This window comes from Bacillus sp. X1(2014) (assembly GCF_007678255.1).
The window spans coordinates 1-13,058 of the sequence record NZ_VEED01000020.1 but is presented as its reverse complement, the minus strand read 5'-3'; the positions used below and the strand labels follow the sequence as shown (position 1 = coordinate 13,058).

At 37.7% G+C, this 13,058-nt stretch carries 14 protein-coding genes and 1 riboswitch; of the genes, 9 read left to right on the top strand and 5 right to left on the bottom strand.

Annotated features, from left to right (window positions below; genetic code table 11):
• Nucleotides 1-29: 29 nt before the first annotated feature.
• The 9 genes from FS608_RS24880 to FS608_RS24840 all read left to right on the top strand — a co-directional run bounded on the left by FS608_RS24880 (nt 30) and on the right by FS608_RS24840 (nt 9,340).
• Nucleotides 30-2,201 (top strand): outer membrane protein assembly factor BamB family protein, encoded by a 2,172-nt coding sequence (locus tag FS608_RS24880; protein WP_144555258.1) that lies wholly within the window; start codon nt 30-32, stop codon nt 2,199-2,201.
• Between the two features lie 123 nt (nt 2,202-2,324).
• Nucleotides 2,325-2,433, top strand: a riboswitch (TPP riboswitch).
• A gap of 111 nt (nt 2,434-2,544) precedes the next feature.
• A complete protein-coding gene (gene tenI / locus FS608_RS24875) occupies nt 2,545-3,189 on the top strand; it encodes a thiazole tautomerase TenI (RefSeq protein ID WP_260871813.1) in 645 nt (214 codons plus the stop codon).
• Nucleotides 3,173-4,303, top strand: a complete 1,131-nt coding sequence (gene thiO / locus FS608_RS24870) for a glycine oxidase ThiO (protein ID WP_260871812.1) — start codon at nt 3,173-3,175, stop codon at nt 4,301-4,303. Before tenI ends, thiO begins: the two co-directional genes overlap by 17 nt.
• Before the next feature lie 10 nt (nt 4,304-4,313).
• Nucleotides 4,314-4,517 (top strand): sulfur carrier protein ThiS, encoded by a 204-nt coding sequence (gene thiS / locus FS608_RS24865; protein WP_144555256.1) that lies wholly within the window; start codon nt 4,314-4,316, stop codon nt 4,515-4,517.
• Nucleotide 4,518: 1 nt separating this feature from the next.
• On the top strand, nt 4,519-5,286 hold the full coding sequence (locus FS608_RS24860) for a thiazole synthase (protein WP_144555255.1): 768 nt from the start codon (nt 4,519-4,521) through the stop codon (nt 5,284-5,286).
• Entirely contained in the window at nt 5,283-6,305 is a 1,023-nt protein-coding gene (locus tag FS608_RS24855) for a thiazole biosynthesis adenylyltransferase ThiF (RefSeq protein WP_144555254.1), read from the top strand. Before FS608_RS24860 ends, FS608_RS24855 begins: the two co-directional genes overlap by 4 nt.
• A gap of 251 nt (nt 6,306-6,556) precedes the next feature.
• Nucleotides 6,557-7,630, top strand: coding sequence for an ATP-binding protein (locus tag FS608_RS24850; RefSeq protein WP_144555253.1), 1,074 nt, complete (start codon nt 6,557-6,559; stop codon nt 7,628-7,630).
• Between the two features lie 215 nt (nt 7,631-7,845).
• The gene (locus FS608_RS24845) at nt 7,846-8,541 is read left to right on the top strand and encodes a Na-translocating system protein MpsC family protein (RefSeq protein WP_144555252.1); all 696 of its coding nucleotides are present in this window, start codon (nt 7,846-7,848) and stop codon (nt 8,539-8,541) included.
• 118 nt (nt 8,542-8,659) lie between these two features.
• Nucleotides 8,660-9,340: a Na-translocating system protein MpsC family protein gene (locus FS608_RS24840; protein ID WP_144555251.1), complete on the top strand. Its 681-nt coding sequence runs from the start codon at nt 8,660-8,662 to the stop codon at nt 9,338-9,340.
• An 80-nt stretch (nt 9,341-9,420) separates the two neighbouring features.
• Here the strand turns inward: FS608_RS24840 and FS608_RS24835 are convergent, their stop codons facing one another.
• The 5 genes from FS608_RS24835 to FS608_RS24815 all read right to left on the bottom strand — a co-directional run bounded on the left by FS608_RS24835 (nt 9,421) and on the right by FS608_RS24815 (nt 12,577).
• Entirely contained in the window at nt 9,421-10,170 is a 750-nt protein-coding gene (locus FS608_RS24835) for an amino acid ABC transporter ATP-binding protein (RefSeq protein WP_144555250.1), read from the bottom strand.
• Between the two features lie 13 nt (nt 10,171-10,183).
• Nucleotides 10,184-10,870 (bottom strand): amino acid ABC transporter permease, encoded by a 687-nt coding sequence (locus FS608_RS24830; protein ID WP_144555249.1) that lies wholly within the window; start codon nt 10,868-10,870, stop codon nt 10,184-10,186.
• A 14-nt stretch (nt 10,871-10,884) separates the two neighbouring features.
• Entirely contained in the window at nt 10,885-11,685 is an 801-nt protein-coding gene (locus FS608_RS24825) for an amino acid ABC transporter substrate-binding protein (RefSeq protein WP_144555248.1), read from the bottom strand.
• 171 nt (nt 11,686-11,856) lie between these two features.
• A complete protein-coding gene (locus FS608_RS24820) occupies nt 11,857-12,225 on the bottom strand; it encodes an SET domain-containing protein (protein ID WP_144555247.1) in 369 nt (122 codons plus the stop codon).
• 127 nt (nt 12,226-12,352) lie between these two features.
• Nucleotides 12,353-12,577 carry a hypothetical protein gene (locus tag FS608_RS24815; protein WP_144555246.1) on the bottom strand — a complete coding sequence of 75 codons (225 nt, stop codon included), beginning with the start codon at nt 12,575-12,577 and terminating at the stop codon, nt 12,353-12,355.
• Between the last annotated feature and the right edge of the window lie 481 nt (nt 12,578-13,058).

The window sequence follows — 13,058 nt, the reverse complement described above, 5'->3', positions numbered from 1 at the left end:
AAGCACAATAATGGAGGTGATGTTCCCGAATGATGTTCAATCATTATGATAGAAATAATCCATTCGATATTTATAGACAATACAAGCAATTACAGGCTCAAAACGAACAATTAACAAAAAGAATAAAAGAATTAAAGGGACTTTTAAGGAATCAGAATATAAGGGCGAATGACCAAAACTGGGAAATGCATTTAGCCGATCAGGGAAATACTAATTTTTCTAGTGCAACCTTGCCTGCTGATTTGACGTTATTGGCGTTAAAGAAGGATCCATTTAATAATGCTTCTGCATTGTTTAGTGTAAATCGCAATCAACTGTATTCGGCGGAACGGATTTCAAAAAAAACACTCTCTGCCACCGACTTAGATACCTATAAAGAGAGATGGAATTTTTCAATAGAAGAACAGAATGGGTTTCTTGACTTGATAGCAAGAGACGGAGTAATTTACGCTTCAACGATGACTAAAATTTATGCGATTCAGGATAACGGTACCTCTCCACAGACACTTTGGACCGTTGATAGCTTTGCGAACCGTCTCTTAATTGATCAAAATACGTTGTATTATTTAACGAGAACCACTGAAGGTTTGAATGCAATTGGTACGGTTGATGTAAATATGGGTCAAAAGAGATGGAATTATCCCTTAAAATTCCAAGAGCAGGTGGAAGGAGTTTTTGCTGCCGGTGATAACCGACTGTTTGCAAATATACGGAATCCAGTCCAAATGACATCCAAAATGTATGCATTCGACACCTCCACAGGCACTGTGCTTTGGACATTTAATCTTGACTCAAGTTTGCCTATTTATGGGGCTCCTGTCTATAAGGATGGGAAGCTTTACTTTGAAACAAAACCGGCAACTACAAGAAATATTTGGGCATTGGATGCCGCAAGCGGAAGAACATTATGGAAGTTTAGCCCAACGGGTATGTTTACACAGCCTCTATCTGTAACGAGTGATTCTTTAATTATCCTAGATGAGACCAATATAATTGCTGTAGACAAAAATACCGGAGTGCAAAAATGGAAGACCTTGTATGCAGAACAGTTTGTTGCTGGTGGACTTCAGACCGTTAGAGGGTCAAGTGGAATGGTCACAGCCTCTGATAGAATTATTTTGGCAAATTACAACAAAATAAAATTCTTTAATATCGCAAATGGTCAGCTTATTTATTCAACTCTCCAGCTGACGCCAACTACTGGCGCATCTGGCTTGCGACCAATCGGCGTCATCAAAGACACGATTTTTGTAACAGAGACTAATCAATTTCTATATACGTACGCCGTGCCAAAAACATCCCAGTTAGATACAGAAAAGCCAACGGCAACAATCGATTTACCAGCAGTCAGCCAGCTTTCTATTCAGGATGGGAAGAACCAAATTAAAATTCCCATTACCATCAGTGAAACGGCAGATATGGATGTAACCATTATTGATGAAAGCGGACAGTTAGTTCAGACCATTGGGTGGGGACGCCACTTGAAGGGTACATCCAATTTTTATTGGGATGGAAAAAACAGCCGTGGCTTTAATGTAATCCGTGGAAATTACTACCCAATTGTAAAACTCACAGATCTTGCTGGGAATAAAAATGAATATACAGCACGTGACAAATCAATTCTGATTACAGAAGGTTTTGGTTTAACCTTGAAAAATTCCAATTTGCGCTCTGTAGCCACCACTCAAAGCACCATCCTAACAACAATCCCCGCTGGTTCAGAAGTTGTTATAATTGGGGAGACAGGTGATTGGTATCAGATTGAGTACAGGATTATCAGCGCGGTTCTAAAAGGATATGTCTCCAAACCATTAATCAAAGTTCCATCCAATCAGGAGATTCAAGCAATCGAACATGCTAAGACAAGGACAAACGTCAATGTTAGAACCAATCCTGGAACTCAGTATGATACTAAGATTGTGCTCCCGATGAATACAGATATAATTATATATTCCGCAATCGGAGACTGGTATTCAATAGAATACAAGAAAGACATCAATACTCCGGATTCTGGGTATGTAGCAAAATTTACTGTAACCCTTCCAACAGTATCAACTGTTGTATACACTGTTGTTGCTGGCGATTCTCTTTGGAAAATAGCCCAGAAGTATGGTGTAACGATTGACTCTATAGTCAAAGCAAATAACCTCGATCCCAATCAACCGATCTATATTGGTCAAAAACTGACGATAGTGAAATAATCTTTTTCCATGTAAAGGTGAAGGCAGATTATATATGAAAAGGATGTATAAGAATTTATTTGACATTTCTAATCGAAGTGTTAACATTATCCATGCAAGGGGTTTTTTAAAAATGAATAGATAACAATCCGCTAGAGGTGCCTTTTTAAAGGGCTGAGATTGAAGTGATACTTCGGGACTCTATGAACCTGATCTGGGTTATACCAGCGTAGGGAAGTGGAAACATGGATATTTGAAGAAACATGTTTTATATTTCAAATTATCAACCACTTTCTTATCAAAAGGAAGTGGTTTTTTGTTTTCCACCTTATTTCATTGAGCTTCGGAATCTTGATTATAGGGGGTGACTTATATTTTAACTAGTGTCAAAGAGTTACATATTATCTCAAATGGTAAAATGCCGATCGAGCAGCTATGTGAAATTATCATGGATATTCACCCATATGTAACCGCGATTCACTTACGAGAAAAACAAAAAACAGCGAGGGAGCTTTTTCAAGCAGTTGAACTATTAACCACGGCAAACCTGCCACTATCAAAGATTATTATCAATGATCGAGTGGATGTTGCCTTAGTTACAGAGGCTGGTGGGGTTCAATTAGCCTTTCATAGTTTAGATGCAGCCATTGTAAAAGAGAATTTTTCTCAGCTTAGGGTAGGAAGTTCCATCCACTCCTACGAGGAAGGACAAAAAGCAAAAGAAAAGGGTGTAAATTACGTGCTTTTCGGCCATGTCTTCCCTTCACAATCAAAACCAGGAATGACTCCTAAAGGTCTCGAGGAATTATCCAGGATCACCAAATTAGAGGTTCCGGTTATTGCCATTGGAGGCATAACCCCTGAGAATACGGGGCGGGTACTCGATGCAGGGGCAAAAGGTATCGCAGTCATGTCAGGAGTTTTAGAAGCTCGCGATCCATTAGTAGCAGTAAAAGCTTATTTAAATGTATTAAGAGATGGAGATGGAAAAGGTGGAAAATTCATATGATGTTGCCATTATCGGAGGAGGGATTAACGGATCCTCTATTGCCTATCAACTATCAAAAATGGGAAGAAAAGTAATCATAATTGAGAAGGATAGATTGGCTTGCCAAGCTTCCAGTGCGGCTGCCGGTATGCTGGCAGCACAAGCTGAGATTGAACAAGATGGTCCTTTATTCCAGTTGGCATTAGAGAGTCAAGCAATGTTTTCTACTCTATCAAGCGAGTTATATGAATATACTGGAATTGATATCGAGTTTGTGAATAAAGGAATGCTGAAAATTGCTGAAACGGAAGAAATAGCAGTAGAAGTAAAAAAGCAGGTCAACTATCAAAGGAATTGGGATCCAACAATAAAATGGCTGGATGGAAAGGTATTACGAGAAATGGAACCGTCTTTAGCACCAAGTGTTGTTGGAGGGATGTATCTCCCCAACGATGGACATGTGCAGCCAGCAAAGTTAACACAAGCGTTTGCAAAAGCAGCTGTTTATTTTGGAGCGGAGATTCGTGAAAATACGGAGGTTCTTTCTTTTATTTTTGATAACGGTCAGGTTAAAGGGGTTAAAACGACCAATGGTATCATACATAGTGAACAAGTTGTCGTGGCCACCGGAGCTTGGGCAGCGAAATTAATGCTTGAATCTGGGCTGGACATTAGCGTGTATCCTGTTAAAGGGGAATGCTTTTCCGTTCGAACGGAGGAGCCGATTATTAACACGACTATTTTTTCCGACAAACGCTGTTATCTAGTACCAAAACGGAATGGGGAAATTTATATTGGTGCTACCATGATTGAAAATTCCTTTGATAACAAGGTTACACCAGAAGGGATTGCTTCATTAATAGAAAGAGCGACTAATTTAGTTCCTCAGATTAAGGAAGCAGCATGGGAGCGAGTGTGGTCAGGATTCAGACCACAGACAGGCGATGGAATCCCTTATATTGGCGAGCATCCAAGATGGAAGAGATTGTTCGTTGCAGCAGGGCATTTTCGAAATGGGATTTTATTAAGCCCTATTACAGGGAAAATAGTAGCTGACCTATTAGCAGGTAGACAGCAAGATGAGGCACTTCTTGCAGCTTTTCACCTTGAAAGACACAAAGAGATAGTTGGTTAGGAGATTAAAGATGGAAGTAATATTAAATGGCGAGTATATCCAATTACCAGAGCATGTCGTATTTGTTTCAGATGTTCTCAATCATTATGAAATCCATGAAAAGGTCATTGTCGTGGAAGTTAACGGTGAAATCTTAACCAAAATAGATCACCAAAATACTAGGTTATCAGAAAAAGATCGAATTGAAATAGTCCATTTTGTAGGAGGCGGTTGACATGTTAAAAATAGGTTCATTATCCTTTCAATCTCGTTTGTTTCTAGGAACGGGAAAGTATCCAAGCTATGAAATCCAAAAGGAAGCAGTGGAAGTCTCCGAAGCTGAAATCCTCACGTTTGCGGTAAGACGAATGAATATTTTTGAATCAAGTCAGCCGAATTTTTTAGAACAGTTAGACACCAAAAAATATACGCTGCTGCCTAATACAGCTGGTGCAAAAACTGCGGCAGAGGCCGTCCGTATCGCAAAATTAGCAAAAGCATCTGGCCTATGCGATATGATTAAAGTGGAAGTGATTGGCTGTGATAAAACATTACTTCCTGACCCGATTGAAACTTTAAAGGCGACAGAAGAATTAGTGAAGGAAGGATTTATTGTCCTCCCTTATACCTCAGATGATGTTGTTTTAGCTAGAAAACTTCAAGAAGCTGGCTGTCATGCTGTCATGCCAGGGGCCTCGCCAATTGGATCTGGTCAAGGTATCATCAATCCCGTAAACCTTAGCTTTATTATCGAGCAAGCCGTCGTTCCTGTTATTGTGGATGCTGGAATTGGCTCACCGGCAGATGCCGCTTTAGCAATGGAATTAGGAGCCGATGGCGTCTTATTGAATACGGCTGTATCAGCGGCCAAGGATCCCGTAAAAATGGCAAAAGCAATGAGACTAGCGATTGAAGCTGGACGTTTAGGCTATGAGGCCGGCCGAATCGAGAAAAAGAGATATGCTACAGCAAGCAGTCCAAAGGAAGGAATGAGTATCGGGTGATTAATCGGTACTCACGACAAGAACTTTTTTCACCCATTGGAAAAGACGGGCAGCAGCGAATTTCCGATAAACATGTACTCATAATTGGAGTGGGAGCACTCGGATCAGCATGTGCCGAAGCACTTGTCCGCGCTGGAATTGGTAAACTAACCATTGTTGATCGTGATTATGTAGAATGGTCCAATTTACAGCGGCAGCAGTTATTTACAGAAGAAGATGCCAAAAATCGAATTCCTAAAGTAATAGCGGCCAAAAACCGCTTAATAGCCATTAACTCTTCTGTGAAAATTGAGGCAATCATTGCAGATGCCTCTGTGTCAGAGCTAGATGACTGGGCCAAAAGAGTTGATCTTATTATGGATGCAACGGATAATTTCGAAACAAGAATGATCATTAACGATGTATCCCAAATGTATGGTGTCCCATGGATTTACGGTGCTTGCGTTGGAAGCTACGGAATCTCCTACACGATCATTCCTGAAAAAACACCTTGCCTTTCTTGTTTAGTAGAAACCGTTCCTCTTGGAGGTTTAACCTGTGATACAGCTGGAATTATTAGTCCAGCTGTTAACATGGTCGTTTCTTTTCAAATAAGTGAAGCATTGAAAATTTTGGTTAGTGACTTGGATTCATTGCGAAATAAACTTGTTTCTTTTGATTTATGGAAAAACCAATATAGTTCCATACAAGTAGATAAATTGAAAAAAAGGGATTGTCCTTCTTGCGGGGAAGAACGTACTTACCCTTATTTATCATTCGAAAATCAAACAAAGACAGCTGTCCTATGTGGAAGAGATTCAGTTCAGATACGTCCTTCGATTCCAATGGTTCGTGATTTGGAGGCTCTAGAAAAAATATTTGCGAATCAAGAGGGAGCGGCGGTACAGCGAAATCCATACCTTTTATCTTATACAGTGAATCCTCATCGATTAGTCTTTTTTAAAGACGGAAGGGTTCTGGTACACGGAACGAAGGATATTTCTACAGCAAAGGCGCTATACCATAGATACTTGGGTTAATAAAAAAGCAAATTGCCTAAATTGAAAAAATTAATTGAATATTTTTACAAATAAGTATAGTATTAAAAGTGGATATAGGGATATATGCTCTAGTCTACTTGTGAATTATAGAAAAAAGTCAGCGAACGCTTTTTATAGGCAATGAATCTCTAGACATGTTGATGCTAGAATTTAAGCCAAAATAAGCCGTAGATACTACGCTTATTTTGGCTTTTTTATTTTTTTTAAAAACTAAAGACAGGTGGGGGAAAATGGAGAGGGATGAGATAAAACGTTTAAACTTTTTGCTTCAAATATATATCGATGTCAATGTTGATAAGGATTTCTCTGTTTTATCAAAAAGTGCAGACCCATTCTTTATCCTGAGTATGGATGGGCAATTGGTCTATGTAAATGATGTTTGCGAAACACTCTTAGGTTTTTCCATACCTGAATTATTACAGATGAGGTTAGGTCGTATATTCCTCTCCACATGTTTGAATGAATCACAAACGTTTTTCTTCGAAAAAGGCCGTGAAAAACTGACAAATTTTGATGCAAAGATTAATATGAGACCCGAAACATTAATGGATGTAAACGTAACTGCATTCCCAATTCTTTTTAATAAAGAAGTGGTGGGGTCTTATGTTGTTTTAAAAGATATTACTCTAATTAAAAAGGAAAGACAATTACTATCGGAAAAACAAGCGGTGGCAGGTCAATTAGCAGCGGGAATTGCCCACGAGATTCGAAATCCAATCACAGCGATAAAAGGTTTTTTACATTTAATGGCCAGGGATTATCATGGGGAGCCTATGTATTATGATATTGTAGAGTCAGAGGTTGCCCGTATTGAAGTAATTCTTAAGGAACTAATGGTACTGGCTACACCAATCAAAAAAAAGTATGAAAAATTGGCGATTAGTTCCCTATTAGATCAAGTTACAGTATTAATGGAGTCCCAAATGTTATTAAATAATATTCAATTTGAAAAAAAGTTCAGTTACCTAGAAGACATTTTAGGGGATGAAAATCAATTAAAACAAGTATTTATCAATTATATAAAAAATGCAATTGAGTCCATGCCAGATGGCGGCAGGATCTTAATAGAAGGGTCCAGTATTGAGGGAAAACGTGTTCAGATTCGAATCATTGACCAAGGTTGCGGCATCCCTCCCGATATGATTAACCGTATAAATGAACCGTTTTATACGACAAAAGAACATGGGACCGGGCTCGGAATGCCGGTAAGTTATCAAATTATTGAAGAGCATAAGGGAAAAGTTCACATTACCAGCAGCAATAATGGAACCTGTATCGAAGTAAGTTTACCAACCTTCCCTTAAATTAAATGATTGCTAGTTGGGTAAATATCGTGTTAAAATATTAAGGTCTAATGTCTTGCAGTCATTAGTTATGGCAGTTAATATATATCCAGCAAAAATATATGACAATCACTTGTATGGTAAATGGAAGAAACTATAAAAATAGTCGTCTTAGCCGTGGCCTAACTTCTTTTTCTAGAAGTTAGGCCTTTTTATTTTTCTGAAAGGAGAAGTTAATGAGTAAATCTACACAAGAGAATTTGCTATATCTTAGCAGTACGTTTAGTAAGCTCCTCAAGCGCAGATTTGGCAAGGGTCCAGAAACTTGTACGATGATGTCAAAAGGAAACCGATTATATATATACATGCGAAACTTTATTACGCCAGCAGAGGAAGTTTTGTTGAAAAATAATCAGTTGATTTTAGTCCATAATTTTCGTTCAGCCGTAATCAATGCAGTCATCAATGAGTTTAAACCGGAAGTTTCTAAGCTATTCGGAGGGAAAATTGATCACTTTTTCCATGATTGGAATTATGATTCGAATACAGGAATTATTCTGTTAGAAAATGTTCCATCTACTGATGAAGTAAAAATGGAAGAAGATTTTGAGAAAACTCTTTTTAACTTGATTGATTTTGTAGGGACCCGGTATCATAAACGACCGGTTGGTTTAAAGGTAGTAAAGTTTACACAAAATATTTGTGCGATTGAAGCTAAAGAAGTCCTCTTACAATTAGAAAGTTTAGCGTATGAACAAGGAAATCTCGATCTGCTTCTTCATCAAGCAAGGGAAATCAAAAGCGGTTATTTGAAAAATAAGAGTCTCTTTGAAGATTTATTTAATCGCGTCATCGAAGATATATTTATTGTCTGGGATTATGAAAAGAACCGCAACTATCTCATTTTTGTTTTTTTCAAGGAATACCAATGAATCGAAAACATGTGGCAACAGGATTTTCCTGCTTATCACATGTTTTTTTTTAACAAGCTGGGCTTTGGTACATAATAAAATGATGGATTATTTGTACCTAATTAAGGAGTAGAAAAGGATGATTAATCAAAACAAGGAAGAATTTATTAGTAGTTATGTTAGTAAGTTGTTAAGAAAAAATTTTGGAAAAGGCCCGCAGACATGTCGGACCACCCTGTCCAAAAATCATCTCGTCACGTATATTCGTGGGTTTTTAACCCCAATGGAAGAGATCTTGTTACAGCAAGGACAGAATAGGTATGTTGACAATATAAGAGCCGTTATTATTAACCACGTCTTGAGTGAAATAACAGGGGTAATAAAAGTGACTCTGGGAGTCGATGTAGAAAAATACTATCATGATTGGAACTTCCCAAATAATTCGGGCATTCTTATTTTTGTCTTAGAGGAGGTAATAGGTCAGGTTAGTCAAGCGGGTATAGATATGCAAAGGTTAGAATCGGAGGTTGGGCGGATCAGCTGCTTGGTTGAAAAAGTACCAGATCATATACATATCTATCCCATCTCACCATCCGTTTATTTAGTTGAAAGAAGCGGTATATTTGTACCAATTGAAAAGGCATTAATTGATAAAGGGTTTGAAAAAGAACTTAGATTTACAAAGGATGAGTTGGAAAAAAAATATTTCCACCGGGAAGGCAGATTTGAGGATATTTTTAATAAATCAATAAGAGATATTTTTATTGATTGGAATTTTAAAGAAGATAAATCATTGATGGCCTTTATGCTTGGTTCATAAGCTTAGGGTTTATAGGTATAAAACAAGCTCTTCCAAGAAATTAGTAGGAAGAGCTTGTTGTGAATGGATCTGTTTATCTGCTAGGATCTCGAAGCGACCTTATTTAAAAACTGTAACGTTCGTTGATTTTGGGTGTTCTCAAATACCTCTTCGGGGGTACCCCTTTCTACGATAACTCCTTGGTCCATAAAGATGACTTGGTCGGCAACATCTTTGGCAAAGTTCATTTCATGGGTTACAATGACCATCGTCATATTCTCCTTTGATAAATCCTTCATGACCTTTAAAACTTCACCAACTAACTCGGGATCTAGTGCAGAAGTAGGTTCATCAAAAAGCAGTACTTTAGGGTCCATGGCCATAGCTCGGGCGATTCCCACACGTTGTTGCTGCCCGCCAGATAATTGATGAGGATACATCTCAGCTCGTTCTTTCAAACCAACTTTATCCAGAAGGGTTCTTGCTTTAGTTTCTGCTTCTGATTTTGATCTTTTAAGAACAGTGGTCTGTCCTTCCATTACATTTTCAATTGCTGTCAAATGTGGAAATAGGTTGTAATTTTGAAAGACCATGCCGGTATTTTTACGAAAAGAAACAAGTTCTTTTGCCTTCATTTTATGGTTTTGGTCAAAATTTATCGATTGTTCCGCAAGTTTAATTGAACCTTGATGAGGCACTTCCAACAGGTTAAGACAGCGTAGTAAGGTTGTTTTTCCCGAGCCGGAAGGACCGATAATCACGGCTGTCTTTCCAGTTGGGATGGTCAGGTCAATTCCTTTTAATACTTCAAGTTGCCCAAAACTTTTATGCAAATTATCTATGTGAATCATTGGATCACCTCCATTATTTAGCGACACTTCGCTCAAATCGAATCTCCATTTTTGTCTGGAAATAAGAAAGAACTGTACTGAAGATTAAATAGATAAAGGCGACTTCAATATAAATCCACAGAGGTTCATAGGTAGCAGCCGCGATTTGTTGACCTTTTTGGAATAGTTCCGTAACCGTAATGGTTGCTGCTAAGGAAGTGTCTTTTACTAAACTAATAAAAGAGTTTCCGAGCGGCGGCAATGATACACGAATGGCTTGAGGAATAATAATTCGTCTCATCGCCTGAGATTTTGTCATTCCAATTGAAAAAGCTGCTTCCCATTGTCCCTTTGGAATGGAAAGAATCGCTGCCCGAATAATTTCCGAACTGTAAGCACCTTTATTTAACGTAAAAGCAATGACCGCAGCCGGAAATGGATCAAGTGTTATTCCCATACTCGGTAATCCGTAAAATAGAATAAAGATTTGAACGAGTAAGGGAGTGCCGCGAAAGATCCAAACATAAAATTTGGCGACAGCGTTTAAGCCTTTCATATTGGATAGCCGTGCAAGTGCGATAAAGAAGGCTAATATTAGCCCTAGAATAAAGGTGATAATTGTTAATGGTATCGTAAACTGAATTCCAGCTTTTAATATAGGAAAAAAGGAATCACTAAGGATTCCAATAATTCGATCTATTCGTTCTTGGTCTGCAAACATATTGTTCCATTCCTTTACTTAGATACGTCCTCATTAAACCATTTTTTAGAGATTGCTAGGTACGTACCATCTTTTTTCATATCTGCAAGAGCGCCATTTACTGCGTCAACTAGCTCTTTATTTCCTTTACGGAAAAGAAAAGCATTGCTTGTTGCGTCTGCTTCTTCATAAACCTTTTTAATAGGAAGATCTGGACGCTGTTTTTTCAAGTCTAGGTATGAAAGGCTATCGTTAATTGTTGCATCAATTCGTTTTGAAGTGATTAGGTCGATAGATTGATTAAATCCTTCCACTACTGTATTAGTTGCCCCATGTGCTTCAGCAATTTTGCGGTAGTTACTGTCTAAAGATTGTCCAACTTTTTTACCCTTTAAGTCATCAAGTGTTTTAATATCGTTATTGTTCTCATGAACAACAAGAACTGCTTTTGAGACAATATACGGTTCTGACATATCGTATTTCTCTAAACGATCAGGACGAACAGCCACTTCATTTGCAACCATGTCATAACGTTTAGCATCAAGACCGGCGATCATACCATCCCATTTTGTTTCAACGAAAACGGGTTTAATATCTAATCTTTTAAATACTTCTTCAGCAATTTCTATATCAAAGCCTGTTAGCTTTTGAGAATCGTCATGATAAGTAAAAGGAGCATAGGTACCTTCTGTACCGATTGTAATTTCACCTTTTGCCTTAATCTGCTCATAAAGGTTTTTACTCTTAGCAGAACTTGCCTTTTCTTCTTTACTGCTACAAGCACCTAAAGCTACGGTAAGAAGGAGGGCTAAAAAAATAAGTGCGTATTTCTTCATGTTTCTTACATCTCCTAGTATTTTTATAGGTTTTATATAAAATAACCTTACTAGAATAATATACATCTAAATAAATGTCAATTTAAATGGGGGAAAATAGCCTAAAAAAATGAGTCCAAATCCTTTTTCAATAAGGAATTGGACTCTTTCTTGATATCTGAAAAATGTGTTTTATTTTTCTTCAAACCATAACCGCGTTTTGTCTTCAGGGTCACCATTGTAATTAATGCGAATTTCCTCGCCAGCTTCTATGTCGGTATAGGCATAAAAGTTAATGGTTCTTTTTTTTAGTTTCCGTTTAAAGATAGCGTTCGGTTGGCTGGAATGGTTAAATAGCGAACCAACTCCTAATGCTAATGCACATTCATCAAAATCTTTTCCCCACCAAAAGACATAGTCAATCAAAGTCGTTTTCTCCAAATACTTAAACTCTTCTTTCGGGAAAATGATTACAGGTGACACCTCTAATAGCTCATCTTTCTTGATATCACGTGTAGCAAAAATCCCTCGCCCATGTTGAGATTTCTTTAGCTCCAACATAACTCTGTATACCTCCAGTTTCCTTTCTAACATTTTCTGCTTTTTTATTAATGTATGAAAAAGGAATTGGTTTGGTATAGGTTATTTGGGGCGGAGCATATTAAAATTGAAAAAATCAAGTTAGCTCTTACCAGTTATTAAAATAAACCGATAATGCATTTGTAATATCATCTTGGTCATTTGTTTTAATCTGATAGTGGTCACCATCTAAAGACGTGGAAAAGTCACTAAGTCCCTGATTATTTAAAAAGCCGTCAATATTGGAAAGTTTCTCGCCAGGGTTCTTAAGTGTCTTATGTCCCACAAAATGATCATTCACATATACTTCATAACGGTCTTCATTTAATTTCAAGTTGGAGTCATCGTTATTAACTAATGGAAAGACACTATCCCTATTGATACCATTAAAAAAGCTTCCATAGATAGACTGTGGCAGGGATAGGAAACTATTAACGCTACATGTAAAAACCAAGCACTGGCATATGTTAAAGGCTTCCGTTTTCGGGTGCTTTCATATTAACACGAGAATTGACATACTCTTTTTCTTTATTTATCAGGGGTGTTTGTACTTATCGGTTGGGGGGCAGATTAAGCACCCGAGCTGATAAATAAACGGAAAAATTCCGCTTAGTTCGTAATTATTATTTAAAAGGGCTTAAATAGACGGAGAAATTCCGCCTATTGGCTCAAAAAATTTGAAAAGGGGAGATTTTGCTTTGCATAAACGGAAAATCTCCGCTTATTTACTTCGAAACGAGTCAAGCCCATTATTATGTGTAAATTCATTCCTGATGAAAAACAATGTTAAGCAGCTGATTTATTTTTTGTGTACT